General features: G+C 72.2%; 12 protein-coding genes and 1 pseudogene. 11 read left to right on the top strand and 2 right to left on the bottom strand.

What is annotated here, in order from left to right:
• Positions 1–31: 31 nt before the first annotated feature.
• Both ppk2 and E0E30_RS05700 read right to left on the bottom strand, forming a co-directional pair.
• Positions 32–961 (bottom strand): polyphosphate kinase 2, encoded by a 930-nt coding sequence (gene ppk2 / locus E0E30_RS05705; protein WP_130865472.1) that lies wholly within the window; start codon positions 959–961, stop codon positions 32–34.
• A 65-nt stretch (positions 962–1,026) separates the two neighbouring features.
• Entirely contained in the window at positions 1,027–1,764 is a 738-nt protein-coding gene (locus E0E30_RS05700; RefSeq protein ID WP_167853904.1) for a pentapeptide repeat-containing protein, read from the bottom strand.
• 116 nt (positions 1,765–1,880) lie between these two features.
• Between E0E30_RS05700 and efp the strand changes: the two genes are divergently transcribed.
• From efp to E0E30_RS05645, 11 genes and pseudogenes are all read left to right on the top strand, one after another.
• Positions 1,881–2,450 carry an elongation factor P gene (efp, locus tag E0E30_RS05695; protein ID WP_130865470.1) on the top strand — a complete coding sequence of 190 codons (570 nt, stop codon included), beginning with the start codon at positions 1,881–1,883 and terminating at the stop codon, positions 2,448–2,450.
• Positions 2,447–2,917, top strand: a pseudogene (nusB, locus tag E0E30_RS05690) (transcription antitermination factor NusB); the annotation flags it as partial. The gene efp and the pseudogene nusB, both read left to right, overlap by 4 nt.
• A gap of 285 nt (positions 2,918–3,202) precedes the next feature.
• Positions 3,203–3,535, top strand: coding sequence for an integration host factor, actinobacterial type (mihF, locus tag E0E30_RS05685; RefSeq protein ID WP_130865469.1), 333 nt, complete (start codon positions 3,203–3,205; stop codon positions 3,533–3,535).
• A 137-nt stretch (positions 3,536–3,672) separates the two neighbouring features.
• Complete coding sequence (gmk, locus tag E0E30_RS05680; protein ID WP_130865468.1) at positions 3,673–4,254, top strand: guanylate kinase; 582 nt, start codon at positions 3,673–3,675, stop codon at positions 4,252–4,254.
• Between the two features lie 21 nt (positions 4,255–4,275).
• Positions 4,276–4,623 (top strand): DNA-directed RNA polymerase subunit omega, encoded by a 348-nt coding sequence (gene rpoZ / locus E0E30_RS05675; protein ID WP_130865467.1) that lies wholly within the window; start codon positions 4,276–4,278, stop codon positions 4,621–4,623.
• Between the two features lie 6 nt (positions 4,624–4,629).
• Positions 4,630–5,859, top strand: a complete 1,230-nt coding sequence (gene coaBC, locus E0E30_RS05670; protein ID WP_130865466.1) for a bifunctional phosphopantothenoylcysteine decarboxylase/phosphopantothenate--cysteine ligase CoaBC — start codon at positions 4,630–4,632, stop codon at positions 5,857–5,859.
• Positions 5,860–5,916: 57 nt separating this feature from the next.
• A complete protein-coding gene (metK, locus tag E0E30_RS05665) occupies positions 5,917–7,104 on the top strand; it encodes a methionine adenosyltransferase (RefSeq protein ID WP_130865465.1) in 1,188 nt (395 codons plus the stop codon).
• Positions 7,105–7,218: 114 nt separating this feature from the next.
• On the top strand, positions 7,219–11,853 hold the full coding sequence (locus E0E30_RS05660; protein ID WP_130865464.1) for an ATP-dependent helicase: 4,635 nt from the start codon (positions 7,219–7,221) through the stop codon (positions 11,851–11,853).
• Entirely contained in the window at positions 11,850–13,880 is a 2,031-nt protein-coding gene (locus E0E30_RS05655) for a primosomal protein N' (protein WP_130865463.1), read from the top strand. Before E0E30_RS05660 ends, E0E30_RS05655 begins: the two co-directional genes overlap by 4 nt.
• 61 nt (positions 13,881–13,941) lie before the next feature.
• Positions 13,942–14,904, top strand: coding sequence for a methionyl-tRNA formyltransferase (gene fmt / locus E0E30_RS05650; RefSeq protein ID WP_130865462.1), 963 nt, complete (start codon positions 13,942–13,944; stop codon positions 14,902–14,904).
• Entirely contained in the window at positions 14,901–16,265 is a 1,365-nt protein-coding gene (locus tag E0E30_RS05645) for an RsmB/NOP family class I SAM-dependent RNA methyltransferase (protein WP_130865461.1), read from the top strand. The genes fmt and E0E30_RS05645 overlap by 4 nt, the downstream gene beginning before the upstream one ends.
• The last annotated feature ends 62 nt before the right edge of the window (positions 16,266–16,327 follow it).

Raw genomic sequence — 16,327 nt, 5'->3', positions numbered from 1 at the left:
TGGACGTCCTCGGCCTGCCGGGGCACCGACCTCAGTCGCCGATGGCGTCCCGGGCCCTCATGACGATGAGCGGGTCGGGCTCGCCGATGACCTGCGTGTCCTTGCCCTCGTAGTCGACCTGGCGAAGGAAGTAGCGCATGGCGTTGAGCCGGGCGCGCTTCTTGTCGTTCGACTTGATGGTGATCCACGGGGCGACGTCGGTGTCGGTGGCCAGGAAGGTCTCCTCCTTGGCCGCCGTGTAGTCGTCCCACCGTCCCAGGGACTCCAGGTCCATCGGCGAGAGCTTCCAGCGTCGCACCGGGTCGAGCTGGCGGATGGCGAACCGGGTGCGTTGTTCCTGGCGGGTCACCGAGAACCAGAACTTCGTCACGTGGATGCCCGACTCGATGAGCATCTCCTCGAGCTGGGGCACCTGACGCAGGAACCGATGGTGCTGCTCGGGGGTGCAGAATCCCATGACCCGCTCGACCCCGGAGCGGTTGTACCAGGACCGGTCGAAGAGGACCATCTCGCCGGCGGTCGGCAGGTGCTGGATGTACCGCTGGAAGTACCACTGGCCACGCTCACGGTCGGAGGGCTTGTCGAGGGCGACGGTCCGGCAGTGCCGCGGGTTGAGGTGTTCGGTGAAGCGCTTGATGCAGCCTCCCTTGCCGGCCGCGTCACGCCCCTCGAAGATGATGAGATGGGCATCCCCAGTGTCCTCGATCGAGTACTGGAACTTGAGCAACTCGATCTGCAGCAGCCGCTTCTCCTCCTCGTACTCGGTGCGTCCCAGGAGGGTCGGGTAGGGGTAGTCCTCGTGCCAGGTCTCCACCGCCGAGCCGTCGGGGGCGATGAGTTCGGGGTCGTCCCCGTGGACGTCCGACTCGACGACGTAGCCGGCGTCGTGGACACGGTCGATGAACTCGCGGAGGCTGTGCTGGCTGCCGGACAGGAACGGATCGAGGGTGGGCTCGCTCATGGTCGCCACGGTAGTGGCCTCTCGGGGCCCCAGGGGGCCATTGGCGACCGGTGTCGTCCGCTCATTCACCGAGCGTTCACCCGGTGACGTCGGCGACGCCGCCGGGCCGATCCAGGGCGATGCCCAGGCTGGAGCACAACAGCTGTACCAGCACCGGCTCGTGGACGTCGTCGACGAGCGCTCCCCCTGAGCGAGGTCACCCCGCGCAGACCGAGGATCGAACCACCCTCGATGACCAGTCCCAGACCAGGTCGACGGGTGTGCCGGTCGCGCAGTCCGGTGATGCGGGTGAGCGACAGGTCGGCCTCGTCCAGCACGCACCCGGCCAAAACCACCTCCTCGAGCCGGGTGTTCGCCAGGTCGGCACGCAGCATCCTGCACTCCCGCAGGGCGACCCGGCGCAAGGTGGAGAACCGGAAGGACGCCAGGTCGAGGACGCAGCCGACCATCTCGACATCCTCGAGCACGCAGGAGGTGAGAGCCGCCCCGGTGAGCCGGCACCCCGTCAGTCGGACGCGGTGCCACCCGCCCTCCTCGAACGAGGCCGTCGACAGGTCGCAGCCGACCATCTCGACGTCCCACCAGGCGGGTCGCTGCCACCGTGTCCCGGCGGCGACGAGCCCGTTGGCGCGACACGAGGTGAGCTCGACGCAGTCCAGGGTGGCGCCGGACCAGTCGGCACCCGACAGGTCGACGTCGGTGACGACCTCGTCCTGGCCAGGACGCCCGGTGCGGCCGAGGACCTCCTCGACGAGCTGGGGTGAGGCCGGAGGACGGGGCAACGGCCGGGTCGGCTGAACCATGGCGACCACCCTATGACGGGGCCGCCCCGGTGAATGGCTGCACCCCGCACGGCTGCGATAACATGACCCGGTATGGGCTGTGACGGACGGCCCAGTCTGCGCGAAAGGCATCACCTGTGGTCATCTCCACCAATGACATCAAGAACGGCACCGTGCTCGACCTGGACGGTCAGCTCTGGACGGTCATCTGGTTCCAGCACCACAAGCCCGGCAAGGGCAACACCGTCGTGCGCACCAAGCTCAAGCACGTCCTGTCGGGCAAGGTCGTCGACCGGACCTTCAACTCGGACGTCAAGATCGAGTCGGCCGAGGTCGACCGTCGTGACATGCAGTACCTGTACCAGGACGGCGACTCCTACATCTTCATGGACGTCACCTCCTACGAGCAGCTGCCCATCCCCGCCGAGGTCGTCGGCGACGCCAAGGACTTCATGCTCGAGAACCAGACCGCAACCGTCGCCCTGCACGAGGGCAATCCGCTGTACATCGACCTGCCCGCCTCCGTCGAGCTCAAGATCACCTACACCGAGCCCGGGCTCCAGGGTGACCGTTCCACCGGTGGCACCAAGCCCGCGACCCTCGAGACCGGACGCGAGATCCAGGTGCCGCTGTTCATCACCACCGGTGAGACCGTCAAGGTCGACACCCGCACCGGCGACTACATCGGTCGCGTCTCCGACAAGTGAGCCGGCACCAGGACGACGACGTCGAGGCACCGATCGAACGCATCGGTGACCTCGAGGTCCGTCGCATCAGCGGCGACATCCAGCAGCACGCCGATCTGTCGACCCGGTCGAAGGCCCGCAAGCAGGCCCTCGACATCCTCTTCGAGGCCGACACCATGGGCACCGACCCCATCGACGTCCTGGCCCTGCGCCCGACCGTCGTCGAGAACCCCGTGCGCGACTTCGCCGCCGATCTCGTGCGCGGCGTCGCAGCCCACCGCACCGAGCTGGAGGACGCCGTGGCCGGGTCCCTGGCATCCGGATGGACCCTCGAGCGGATGCCCCGGGTGGACCGGATACTGGCGCTCATCGGCGCCTACGAGATCCTCCACACCGACACCCCGGCGCCCTCGGCCATCGCCGAGGCCGTCGAGCTCGGCGGTGAGTTCTCCACCGACGAGACGCCCTCCTTCCTCAACGGCCTGCTCACCGGGCTGGCCGAGGCCACGGCCTCCCGAGGCACCGCCGACGACGGCTCCACCGCCGATCACGCACCCGATGTGCCTTCCGACACGGATGAGGACGCCGACGAGGCCTGAGTGGGGAGCCGGCGGACCCCCGGAACGTGAACGTCGCCGCAACGGGGGCCTCACAGCAGGTTCATCGAGACCATCTGCCCCACAGGGATGGTGACAGCGACTACTCTCGTTCCATAAGGGAGAGAGCTGCCACGGGGGCAGCTCCGGCCCGGAGGCCACGGGCCTCAGACGCAGATAGGAGCAGTCGTGTCCATTCCCACCTTGTCCCCCGAGCAGCTCAGCGCGGCCCGAGAAGCCGCCACCCGCGCTCGCCGGGCACGTGCCGACCTCAAGGCCAAGCTGCGCTCGGGTGAGATCGGTGTCGGCGAGGCCCTCGACCTGGCCGCCCAGGATGACGTCCTGGCCCACGTCAAGGTGGTCGACCTGCTCAAGTCGCTGCCGCGGGTGGGCGAGAAGCGGGCAACCGAGATCATGGCCCGGCTCGACATCGCCCCGAACCGGCGCATCCGCGGCCTGGGACGTCACCAGGCCGATGGCCTGCGGGCCGTCTTCGACCCCAGGCACTGAGGCCGACCGGGACGGCTAGGGTGGACTCCATGCCCATCGAGCCCACCCCGCCTGAGCCCCCGTCGACGCGGATGGGGNAGCCCACCCCGCCTGAGCCCCCGTCGACCCCATCCGCGTCGACGGGGCCCGTCCCGCAGATGCCTGCTGCCCGAGGGTTCACCACCGACGAGCACGTCCAGGTCGCGGTGATCTCCGGACCCACGGCCGTCGGCAAGGGCACCGTTGTCGCAGCGCTGTCCCGTCTGCACCCCGAGCTCGTCGTGTCCCGGTCGGTGACGACCCGTCCGCCCCGGCCGGGGGAGCGTGACGGCGTCGAGTACGACTTCGTCGACGACCCCACCTTCGATGAGCTCGTCGCGGCCGACGGTCTGCTCGAGTGGGCCACCGTGCACAACACCCATCGTTACGGCACGCCGCGCCGTCCGGTGGAGGAGGCCGTGGCGGCGGGTCGCACCGTCGTCCTCGAGATCGACCTGCAGGGAGCCCGCCAGGTGCGGACGAGCTACCCGCAGGCCCGTCAGGTCTTCCTGGCCCCGCCGTCCTGGCAGGAGCTCGTGCGACGCCTCGTCGGTCGGGGCACCGAGACCCCCGAGCAGCAGGAACGTCGCCTCCGCACGGCGAGGGTCGAGCTCGCCTCGGCCGACGAGTTCGACGCCGTCGTCGTCAACGACACCGTGCCGGGCACCGTGGATGCTCTGGTAACATTGCTGGGTCTGTGACCACATCCAGGAGGACCTTCCTTGAGCGAGACCAACTCCGAGGGCATCACCTACCCGCCGATCGACCAGTTGATGGAGCACGTCGACTCGAAGTACCGGCTCGTCCTCTTCGCCTCGAAGCGAGCCCGTCAGATCAACGCCTACTACTCGCAGCTGGCCGAGGGCCTGCTCGAGAACGTCGGGCCGCTGGTCGAGACGGACAACCAGGAGAAGCCGCTGTCCATCGCCCTGCGGGAGATCCAGGCCGGGGTCATCGAGGCCCATGAGATGGACCCCGAGGAGATCGCCGCGCAGGCCGCGGCCGCCCAGCAGGCTCCCGCCATCGAGCTCGACGATCCCTTCGCCGACCTCGTCGACCCGAACGCCTGATCCGGGATGAGCGTCGTCGTCCTCGGCGTCGGCGGCGGCATCGCGGCCTACAAGGTCTGCCATGTCGTGCGTGGCCTGGCCGAACAGGGCCACGAGGTGCACGTCGTCCCCACCCGGGCGGCCCTCGAGTTCGTCGGCCGCCCGACCTGGGAGGCCCTCTCGGGGCACCCGGTGCACACCGAGGTCTTCGACGACGTCCCCTCGGTCGAACACGTCCGGCTGGGGGAGCGCGCCGATCTCGTCCTCGTCGCCCCCGCCACCGCCGACCTCCTGGCGCGCATCGCCGCCGGACGCGGTGACGACCTGCTGACGACGACGATTCTCGCCACCACCGCTCCGGTCGTCGTCGCCCCGGCGATGCACACGGCGATGTGGCTCAACGCGGCCACCCAGGACAATGTCGCCACCCTGCGTCGGCGGGGGATCGTCGTCAAGGATCCGGCCGACGGGCGTCTCACCGGCCCCGACAACGGCCCCGGACGGCTCCCCGAGGCCGCCGAACTCGTCGACCTGGCCCGCACCGTCCTGGCCGACCCCAGCTGCGCCACCGCGATGGCCTCCCGTGACCTGGCCGGACGCCGCCTCGTCGTCTCGGCCGGTGGCACCCGCGAGGCCATCGACCCGGTCCGCTACCTCGGCAACTCGTCGAGCGGCCGGATGGGCCTGGCCATCGCCTCCCAGGCCGCCGACCGGGGGGCCGACGTCACCCTCGTCGCGGCCCATCTCGAGGTGCCGGTGCCCTCGGGCATGAGGGTCGTGCCGGTGACCTCCACCGAGGACCTGGCCGCCGCCATGGACGCCGAGGCACCGACCGCCGACGCCGTCGTCATGGCCGTGGCCGCCGCGGACTTCGCCCCGGAACCGGCAGGCACGAAGATCAAGAAGCACGAGGGGACCGACGCCGTCGGCGACACCATGTCGCTGCCCCTCACCCAGACTCCCGACGTCCTCGCCCGGATCTGCGCCCACCCGGTGCCCGGACGGGTCGTCGTCGGGTTCGCCGCCGAGACGGCACCCGACCGCGCCGAGTTGCTCGACCTGGCCGTCGCCAAGCTCTCCCGCAAGGGCTGCGACCTGCTCGTCGTCAATGACGTGTCGGCCGGAAAGGTGTTCGGCCGGGCCGACACCGACGTCACCCTGGTCCGCCAGCAGGGGCCGGGACGACGTGTCATCGGATCGAAGTCGCAGGCGGCCACCGCCATCCTCGACGAGATCCACTCGCTGCTGGCCAACTGAAACGGCCCCACGGGGCCATCGAGGCGCGGCTCTTCGCCGCGCGGTCAGGAGACCACCATGTCCACCACCCTCTTCACCTCCGAATCGGTCACCGAGGGCCATCCCGACAAGATCGCCGACGCCATCTCGGACCGCATTCTCGACGCCCTGCTCACCGAGGACCCCGCCAGTCACGCCGCCGTGGAGACCCTCGTGGCGACCGGACAGGTCATGGTCTGTGGTGAGGTGACGACGGAGGCCTATGTGGACATCTCCGAGATCGCCCGGCGGACCATCGTCGAGATCGGCTACGACTCCTCCCGCAAGGGCTTCGACGGCGCCTCCTGCGGGGTCAACGTCGCCATCGACGCGCAGAGCCCCGACATCGCCCAGGGAGTCACCAACGCCTGGGAGGCCCGCCTCGGGTCCACCGACGTCCTCGATGCCCAGGGAGCCGGCGACCAGGGCCTCATGTTCGGGTACGCCTGTGACGAGACCGACTCGCTCATGCCGTTGCCCATCGACCTGGCCCACGCCCTGTCGCTGCGACTCACCGAGGTGCGCAAGGACGGGCTCCTCGACTACCTGTGGCCCGATGGCAAGACCCAGGTCACGGTGCGCTACGACGCCGACCATCGGCCCGTCGGCGTCGAGACGGTCGTCGTGTCGAGCCAGCACCGCGACGGCGTCGACATCGAGGGCACCATGGCCCCCGACCTGCGGCGTCTGGTCGTCGAGCCGGTGCTCGAGCGCTGTCAGCTGGACGTCAGTGATCTCACCCTGCTCGTCAATCCGACCGGCAAGTTCGTCATCGGTGGACCCATGGGTGACGTCGGCCTCACCGGCCGCAAGATCATCGTCGACACCTACGGCGGAATGGCCCGTCACGGTGGCGGCGCCTTCTCGGGCAAGGACCCCTCCAAGGTCGATCGTTCGGCCTCCTACGCCATGCGCTGGGTCGCCAAGAACGTCGTCGCCGCCGGGTTGGCGCGACGGGTGGAGTGCCAGGTGGCCTACGCCATCGGCAAGGCACGTCCGGTCGGGTTCCGCATCGACACCTTCGGCACGAACACCGTCGACGAGAAAGCCATCGAGAAGGCCGTCCTCGAGGTCTTCGACCTTCGCCCGGCGGCCATCGTCCGCGATCTCGACCTGCTCCACCCCATCTACGGCCAGCTCGTCGCCGGCGGGCACTTCGGACGCCGACTGCCCGGCGTCACCTGGGAGAACACCGACCGGGCCGAGGCCCTGCGCAGCGCGGTCTGAGGCACCTCCACGGCACTGCCGGCCCAGTCTGCGCAGTGCCCTCGGCCCGGCTCCGTCGCGATGCGCCGTCGGGGTCCTCCGAAACTGTCGTCGTCCCCGTCTAGGTTGTGGGCCATGACGTGCGAACGCCCCGCAAGTGCCCTGGGACGCTTCCGGGAGCCGGTGAGCCGATGGTTCACCGGCTCCTTCGGCACGCCCACCCCCGTGCAGGCGCAGACCTGGGACGCCGTGTCCCGCGGGGAGCACGCCCTCGTCGTCGCCCCGACCGGGTCGGGCAAGACGCTGGCGGCCTTCCTGTGGGCCCTCGACGGCCTCACCGACCCCGACAGGGCGCCGTCCGACGGAGTGACGGTGCTCTACGTCTCACCCCTCAAGGCGCTGGGCGTCGACGTCGAACGCAACCTCGCCACGCCCCTCGCGGGGATCCGCGCCGCCGCCGACGACCTCGGAGCGCAGGTGGCGCCCGTCCGCGTCGGGGTGCGCACCGGTGACACCCCTCCGGCCGAGCGCACCCGGCTCGTCCGGCGTCCGCCCGACATCCTCATCACCACCCCCGAGTCCCTCCACCTCATGCTCACCTCGTCGGCCCGGCGGACCCTCGCCGGGGTGAGGACCGTCATCATCGACGAGGTGCACGCCGTGGCCGGGTCCAAACGGGGATCGCACCTGGCACTGTCCCTGGAACGACTCGACCTGCTCGTGGGCCACGACGTCCAACGGATCGGGTTGTCGGCGACCGTCCGACCGATCGACGAGGTCGCCGCCTTCCTCGGCGGCGATCGTCCGGTGCGCGTCGTCGCGCCCCCGGCCCACAAGAGGTGGCAGGTCGGGGTGCAGGTCCCGGTACCCGACATGGCCGACCTCCCCGAACCGCCGGTCGAGGCGAGCGTCGACGTCGCCGACTCGGCCCTGCCCACCCGCGCGTCGATGTGGCCGTTCATCGAGAAGGCCGTGCTCGAGCAGGTCGAGCGACCCGGGTCGACCCTCGTCTTCGTCAATGCCAGGCGAGCCGCCGAGCGCCTCACCAGCCGCCTCAACGAGCTCTGGGCGGCCGAGCACGATCCCGAGGCGCTCGCCCCGCCCGGTCGTCGGACCCCGGCCCAGTTCATGGCCGCCAGCGATGAGGTCGGCGCCGCACCGGCCCTCATCGCCCGCGCCCACCACGGCTCGGTCTCCAAGGAGGAACGAGCGGGCATCGAGGAAGGGCTGCGCTCCGGGGAGCTGCGCTGCGTCGTCGCCACCTCGAGCCTCGAGCTGGGCATCGACATGGGCCTAATCGACCGCGTCGTCCAGGTCGAGGCTCCACCGTCGGTCTCCTCGGCCCTCCAGCGCATCGGACGTGCCGGACACCAGGTCGGCGGCGTCTCCCGCGGCACCGTCCTGCCGAAGACACGCCTCGACCTGCTCCACTGCGCCGTCGTCACCGGGCGGATGCTCGAGGGCCGCATCGAGGCGCTCCACATGCCGGCGCATCCCCTGGACGTCCTCGCCCAACAGACCGTCGCGGCCGCGGTGAGCGCCCCCGACGGGATCGACCTGGACACCTGGCTCACCGCCGTGCGACGCAGCCGGCCGTACGCCGACCTCTCCGACGACCTGGCCCGCCGCGTCGTCGACATGCTCACCGGCCGCTACGCCTCCGGTGACCTGGCCGATCTGCGCGCGCGGCTCGTCGAGACCGACGGGGTCCTCACCGCCCGTCCCGGCGCCCTGCGCCTGGTGACGACCTCCGGCGGCACCATCCCCGACCGGGGCCTGTTCGGGGTCTTCCTCCTCGGGGAGGGAGCCGGTCGCAGGGTCGGCGAACTCGACGAGGAGATGGTGTACGAGTCACGGGTCGGTGACGTCTTCACCCTCGGCGCCTCGTCCTGGCGCATCGCCGAGATCACCCGCGACCAGGTGCGCGTCCTGCCGGCCCCCGGGCACACCGGACGGCTGCCGTTCTGGTATGGGGACGACGTCGGGCGGCCGGCCGAACTGGGTCGGGCCATGGGGGAGTTCACCCGTGCCGTCCACGACGACCCCACCGTCCTGGACCGACTCGACTTCCTCGACGACTTCGCACGGGACAACATCACCGCGCTGCTCGACGCCCAGGCGGAGGCCACCGGTGTCCTGCCCGACGACCGCCACATCGTCCTCGAACGGTTCCACGACGAGGTCGGCGACTGGCGGGTCGTCGTCCACAGCCCGTGGGGTCGTCCGATCAACGCCGCGTGGGCGCTGGCGGTGAGCCACCGCCTCGCCGAGGACCTCGACATCGACGTGCAGGCCGTCGCCGGCGACGACGGGATGGTGCTGCGGATGCCCGACGCCGACACCCCACCGGGAGCCGAGATCCTCGTCGTCGACCCCGACGAGGTCGTCCGGGTCGTCACCGCCCAGGTCGGCGGGACGGCCCTCTTCGCCGCCCGGTTCCGCGAGTGCGCCGCCCGTGCCCTCCTGCTGCCACGGACCGATCCGCGGCGTCGCGCACCGCTGTGGCAGCAACGTCTGCGAGCCGCACAGCTGCTCGAGCGGGTCCACGACCTCCCGGACTTCCCGATCCTCCTGGAGACCGCCCGGGAGTGCCTCACCGACATCTACGACCTCGAGGCCCTCGCCGCCCTCATGACCGACATCGCCTCCGGTCAGGTGCGGATCGCCGAGGTGACGACGGCGTCGCCCAGTCCCATGGCCAGTTCGCTGCTCTTCGGGTACACGGGGGCCTTCCTCTACGACGGTGACCGGCCACTGTCCGACCGGCGGACGGCAGCCCTGTCCCTGGACCCGGGCCTCCTCGCCTCGATCATGGGAACCCTCGACCTGCGCGAACTGCTCGACCCCGACCTCATCGCCCAGGTCGTCGCCGAGCTCCGGTCCACCGGGCCGGGACGCCGCGCCCGGGACGCCGAGGGGCTCGTCGACCTGCTGGCCCGCCTCGGCCCGATCCGGCTGGACGATGTCGCCGCGCACCTGGACGACGCCCTGGCAGCAGGGCTGGACGCGGCCCGTCAGGCACTCGGCGGCCGGGTCGTCGAGGTGGGGATCGGTGGAGTCCGGCACCTCGCCGCGGCCACCGACCTGCCACTGCTGCGCGACGGGCTCGGGGTGGCGTTGCCCGCCGGGACACCTGACCAGGGTCCGTCCCAGGGACGCGACCCGCTCACCCAACTCGTCGCCCGGTGGGCCCGCTGCCACGGACCCTTCACCGCCGGCGAGCTGGCCGAGGCTCTCGGTACCGGCGCGGCGACGGTGCGCCGGGTGCTCACCGGCGATCGGGCGATCCTCAGCGGGCACTTCACCGACGGTGTCGACGAGGTGGAGTTCTGTGACCGGCACGTCCTCGACCGCATCCGCTCCCTGGCCCTGGCACGAGCCCGGGACGCCGTGGCGCCGGTGTCGCCGTCGGCCTTCGCGAGGTTCACCCTCGACTGGCACCAGGTCGCGGCGGCGGGGGAGCGGCCGGTGCTGTGCGGGGTGGACGGCGTCCTCGAGGTGCTCGAACAGCTCGCCGGGGTCGGGCTGCCGGCGTCGGCCTGGGAGAGCGTCGTCCTGCCCGCCCGCGTGGCGGACTACCGGCCCGGGATGCTCGACGACCTGCTCGCCTCCGGAGAGGTGACGATCGTCGGGCGCGGCCAGGCCGGGCCGCGCGACCCACTGCTGGCGCTGCTGCCGGCCGACGTCGAGTCCGACCTGTCAGTGGCCGGCACGCCGGACCTCGCCGACGACCCGACGGCCTCGACCGTCCTCGCCGCTCTGGCGGGCGGGTCGCGGCTGCTCGGCCCCCTCCTTGAGGAGCTGGCCGTGTCACCGACCGAGGGAGCCGAGCTCCTGTGGTCCCTCCTCGCCGCCGGGCTCGTCGCCCCCGACGGGTTCGGCCCGGTCCGAGCCCTGCTGGCCTCCGGGACGACGGCCCACCGCGTCCGCCGCCCGCCGGTGCGGTCCCGCGCGCGGTTGTCGCGACGCGGTCTGGGACGCCCGAGGCGCCCCGAGAACCTGCCGGGCGGGGTTCACCGCACGTCCGGCCCGGTCGAGGCGGTCCTGGCAGGGCGGTGGCACCGGGTCACGCCGGCCGCGCCCGCATCCCCGGCCGCGCTGGCAGCCCGGTGCGAGCTGCTCATGGACCGACACGGCGTCCTCACCCGCGGAGCCGTCGACGCGGAGGGCATCGACGGCGGCTTCGCGACCGCCTACCGCGTCCTGTCGGGATTCGAGGAGGCCGGACGAGTGCTACGTGGCTACCTCGTCGAGGGCTTGGGCGGGGCGCAGTTCGCCACGACCGCCGTCATCGACGACCTGCGTCACCATGCCGACAGCCCCGGGCCGACCGGCTGGCCGGGAGGACGACGTCACCCCCGGGTCGTCGTCCTGGCCGCCACCGACCCCGCCAACCCGTACGGCGCCGCGCTGCCGTGGCCACAGCTGGACGGGACCAACCCGAGCCGTGCCGCCGGTGCCCTCGTCGTCCTCGTCGACGGGCTCCTCGTCGCCCACCTGTCGCGGGGCGGACGGCACCTGGGGCTCTTCACGTCGATGCTTCCCGACGGGATCGACGCCGCCGACGCCGTCGAGCTCATCGTCCCGGCGCTGCGCGCCACCCTCTCGCGAGCCGGATCACCCCCGCTCGACGTCGAACTCCTCAACGGATCGACCGTGCGGTCCAGCGGTCTGGAACCGGCGTTCCGCGCCGCCGGGGCCGAGCTCACTCCCCGGGGAGTCCGGCTCACGGCGTCCACCGGTCCATCGGCCCTACCATCGGCCCCATGACCGAGTCGCTGCTGGAGCCCACCGAGTGGGTGGCCCATGTCTGCGTCTCGTCGGGACTGGCCCACCTCGACCGGCCCTTCGACTACCTCCTCGCCCCCGACGAGGTCGACCGGATCCGGCCCGGGGTCCGAGTCCGGGTGCGGCTGGCCGGACGGCTCTGCGACGGCGTCGTCCTGGCCGTCGACCACGACCGTGAACACGGGGTGAAGCTCGCCCGGATCGAGCGGGTCGTCTCGACCCAACCCGTCGCCACGAGCGCCCAGATCGCCCTGGCGCGTCGGGTGGCCGACCACTGGGCCGGAACCCTCGAGGAGGTCCTCCGCTGGGCGATCCCCACCCGTCACGCCGCCACTGAGGCCGCTGATCCGCCACCGTGGCCCACCCCGGTACCTCGGGTGCCCGCTGGCTGCGGTCTCGACGCCCTCGACTCCGGCCACGCCTTCCTCTCCCGGGTCCGTGACGGTGGTCGCCCCCGCGCCCACTGGCGGGTGCCACCGGTCGCCGGACCGGCTGACACGGACCGACTGGGGGACTGGCGACTCGGGATCGTGCAGGCGGTCGCCGCCGCCCTGGCCTCCGGACGCAGCGCCCTGTGCTGTCTGCCGACGGTCGAGGAGGTGGACCACCTCACCGAGAGCCTCGTCGAGCACCTCGGTGCCGGCACCGTCGCCGTCCTTCACGCCGACCAGTCGACCGCGACCCGCTGGCGTCACTACCTGGCGGTCATCCGTGGACAGGCGCGGATCGTCGTCGGGACGAGGTCGGCGGTCATGGCCCCGCTCGCCGACCCGGGACTCGTCGTCGTCTGGGACGAGGGCTCCGACGTCCATGACGAACCGCGCGCCCCCTACCCCCACACCAGGGACGTCGCCGCCCTGCGTGCCCAGACCGAACGGGCCGCGTTGCTCCTCGTCGACGTCGCCTGTTCGACCCGGGCCGCCGGGTGGTTGGAGTCGGGCTGGCTCGTCGGCATCGAGGCCCCGCGAGAGGCTCTGCGACGTCTGTGTGCGCCGGTGCGTGCCCCCGGCGACTCGGACCTGGCCCTGGAACGAGATCCCCTGGCCGGGCGGGTCCGGGTGCCCGACCTGGCCATGGCGGCCATGCGTGAGGGCCTGGCGAGCGGGCCCGTGCTCGTCCAGGTGGCGCGCACCGGCGACCTGCAACGTCCGACCTGCGCCACCTGTCGGGCCCCCATCGAGTGCCCGCACTGCGGTGGCACCGTCCAGGGACGCCGGACCGAGTCGGGCACCGAACTCACCTGCCAGTGGTGCGGACGATCCCTCGACCCGTGGCGGTGCCGCCGCTGCGGTGGCACGACCGTGCGGTCGGGGATCGTCGGCGCCTCGACGACCGCGAGCGAACTCGGCCGTGCCTTTCCCGGGGTGACCGTCATCGACTCCTCGGCCAACCATGTCCGCGAGACGATCGGGGAGGACCCGTGCCTCGTCGTGGCGACCCCGGGCGCCGAGCCACGCCCGACGTCCGGGTACGCGGCCGCCGTCATCCTCGACGCCACCGCCGCCCTGGCCCGTCCCGGTCTGGCCGCCGTCGAACAGACCCTCGACCGGTGGTTCCACGTCCTGGCCATGGTGCGTGGCGCCACGGACGGCGGACGGGTCGTCGTCGTCGGGCCGCCGGGGGACCGTGCCGTGCAGGCCCTCATCCGCAACGATCCGGTCGGGTGGGCCCGTCGGGAACTGGCCGACCGGGCAGCCGCGCGGTTCCCACCAGCGGTCGCCGCCGGCCTCGTCGACGGCTCTCCCGAGGCCGTCACCACCGCCGCCCAGCGTCTGGGCGAGGAGGCCGGACCACAGGGGTCGGCGCCCATCGAGGGACTCGAGGTCCTGGGCCCGGCTCCACTGCCGGGGCGACACGGCGGCGCCGAGCGGTCACGGGTCATCGTCCGGGCCCCCGGCGCACAGGCGTCGCGTCTCGCCGAGGCCCTGGCCCACCTGCGCGCGGCGCACACCCTGCATCGGGAGACCGGCACCCTGCGGGTGCGGATCGACCCGGCCGACGACCTGTGACCCACTGGGCCCCACACGCACCAGCAAGCGGCCCGGCCGCCGGGGCGGCTAGGTTGGAGGGGTGAGACTCCTTTTCGCCGGCACCCCCGACGTCGCCTGCCCGACCCTCGCCGCCCTGGCCGAGGACCCCCGCCATGAGGTCGTGGCCGTCCTCACCCGCCCGGACGCCGCCGTCGGTCGACATCGCACGCCGCGACCCAGCCCGGTCGCCGCGGAGGCCGCCAGCCGCGGCATCCCGACGATCAAGGCATCCTCGGTACGGTCCGGTCCCGGTCATGACGCCGTGGCCGGGCTCGACGTCGACGCCGCCGTCGTCGTCGCCTATGGCGGGCTCATCCCCCCCGATCTCCTGGCGGCACCGCGCCACGGGTGGCTCAACCTCCACTTCTCCCTCCTACCGCGCTGGCGGGGGGCCGCACCCGTGCAGCGGGCGCTCATGGCAGGCGACAAGGTGACCGGGGCCTGCGTCTTCCAACTCGTCCCGCAGCTCGACGCCGGCCCGATCCACACCAGCCGCACCACCCGGATCGGCACCACCGAGACCGCCGGGGAACTGCTCGACCGGCTCGCCCACACCACCCCCGACCTCGTCCTCGCGGCCCTGGAACGCATCGAGTCGGGCCTGCCTCCGGTGGACCAGCCGTCGGAGGGAATGACCCACGCGGCCAAGATCGACCCCGACGACGCGAGGATCGACCCGACCGCCCGTGCGATCGACATCGACCGTCTCGTCCGCGGGACCTCCCCGGCCCCGGGGGCCTGGGCCATGCTCGAGGGTCAGCGGTTCAAGGTGCTGCGCACCGGTGTGCCCGACGCCACCTGCCTCGCGGCCGTCGCCGGTCACCTCGCCCCGGGCCGGCTCGCGGCGACGAAGAAGCATCTGTACCTGGGCACCGGTGAGGGAACCCTCGAACTGCGCGAGGTGCAGCCCTTCGGCAGGAAGGTCATGCGCGGGGCCGACTGGGCCCGCGGAGCCCTCACCCCTGACGACACCGCCGAGGGGAACGGACCGGTGCTGTCATGAGCCGCCCCACTCCGGCCGGCCGCCCCCGTCGACGTCGCGCCGACCCGGCTCGCCGCGTCGCCTACACCGCGTTGCTGGCCGTCGAGACCCAGGGCGCGTACGCGAACCTCGCCCTGGCCGACCAGCTCGGGGCAACTCACCTGGTCGGCCGCGACGCGGCCTTCGCCACCGAACTCGTCGACGGCACCGCCCGCGGCACGGGAACCTGGGACGCCATCATCGCCGCCGCCTCCGGCCGTGAGGTCACCGCGTTCCAGCCCGGACTGCGAGTCGTCCTGCGCATGGCCTGTCACCAGATCCTCACCATGCGGGTGCCGACCCGCGCGGCCGTCGCCACCAGCGTCGAACTGGCCGGCCACGTCATCGGCGAGCGCGTCACCGGACTGGTCAACGCCGTCTCCCGCAAGATCGCCCTGCACGACCTCGACGGATGGGCCGACGAGCTCGCCGAGGACCGGACCGACCGTCTCGCCCTGCGCACCCTGCACCCGCGGTGGATCGTCGAGGCCCTCGTCGACCGACTCGGGCCCCTCGAGGTCGAGCCGGCTCTGGCGGCCGACAACGTCCCGGCCGTGCCGACCCTCGTCGTGCGACCCGGGCTGGCGACCCTCGACGAACTCGTCGACGCCGGAGCCACCCCCTGCCGATACTCCGGACACGGCGCGACCCGCCCCGGCAACCCCGCCGAGGTCGCCGCCGTCGCCGAGGGTCGTGCCGGGGTGCAGGACGAGGGCAGCCAACTCGTCGCCACCGCCCTGGCCGATTCGTGCGCCGTCGACGGGCCCTGGCTCGACCTGTGCGCCGGGCCCGGCGGCAAGTCGGCCCTCCTGGCATCCATCGCAGCTCAGGAGGGACGCCGATTCCGTGCCGGCGAGATCCACCCGCACCGCGCCGACCTCGTCCGCCGGGCCCTGGAACCCGTCCCCGGTGACCACGAGGTCGTCGTCGCCGACGGCACCAACCCGCCCTGGCCGGCCTCGACCTTCGCCGCGGTCATGGCCGACGTCCCCTGCAGCGGTCTGGGATCGCTGAGACGCCGCCCGGAGTCACGGTGGCGTCGCCAACCCTCCGACCTCGCCGATCTCACCGTCCTCCAGCGCACCCTGCTGGCCAGCGCCGTCGACCTGGCCCTGCCCGGCGGTGTCGTCGGGTACGTCACCTGCTCGCCGCACCGGGCCGAGACCCTCGACGTCGTCGAGTGGGCGCTCGGGTCCCTCGCCGTCGACCTGCTCGACGCCCCCGCCGTGCTGCCCCAGGTGCCGGACGCGGCCACCGGTCCCGACGACCGGTGCCTCCAACTGTGGCCACACCGTCACGGGACCGATGCCATGTTCCTGGCGCTCCTTCGTCGGAGCGACTGAGTTCCCGGCGCTCCTACGTCGGAGCGACTGAGTTCCTGGCGCTCCTACGTCGGAGCGACTGA

The organism is Acidipropionibacterium timonense, from assembly GCF_900605005.1.
Taxonomy (GTDB): domain Bacteria; phylum Actinomycetota; class Actinomycetes; order Propionibacteriales; family Propionibacteriaceae; genus Cutibacterium; species Cutibacterium timonense.
The sequence above is the reverse complement of the archived record's forward strand: the minus strand, read 5'-3'. Positions and strand labels throughout refer to the sequence as shown.

What these genes read in the sequence shown, in the direction of transcription:
- ppk2 (WP_130865472.1), bottom strand. Translation starts at nt 961, where the DNA reads ATGAGCGAGCCCACCCTCGATCCGTTCCTGTCCGGCAGCCAGCACAGC.
- E0E30_RS05700 (WP_167853904.1), bottom strand. Translation starts at nt 1,764, where the DNA reads ATGGTTCAGCCGACCCGGCCGTTGCCCCGTCCTCCGGCCTCACCCCAG.
- gmk (WP_130865468.1), top strand. Translation starts at nt 3,673, where the DNA reads ATGCCTGCTGCCCGAGGGTTCACCACCGACGAGCACGTCCAGGTCGCG.
- coaBC (WP_130865466.1), top strand. Translation starts at nt 4,630, where the DNA reads ATGAGCGTCGTCGTCCTCGGCGTCGGCGGCGGCATCGCGGCCTACAAG.
- metK (WP_130865465.1), top strand. Translation starts at nt 5,917, where the DNA reads ATGTCCACCACCCTCTTCACCTCCGAATCGGTCACCGAGGGCCATCCC.
- E0E30_RS05660 (WP_130865464.1), top strand. Translation starts at nt 7,219, where the DNA reads ATGACGTGCGAACGCCCCGCAAGTGCCCTGGGACGCTTCCGGGAGCCG.
- E0E30_RS05655 (WP_130865463.1), top strand. Translation starts at nt 11,850, where the DNA reads ATGACCGAGTCGCTGCTGGAGCCCACCGAGTGGGTGGCCCATGTCTGC.
- E0E30_RS05645 (WP_130865461.1), top strand. Translation starts at nt 14,901, where the DNA reads ATGAGCCGCCCCACTCCGGCCGGCCGCCCCCGTCGACGTCGCGCCGAC.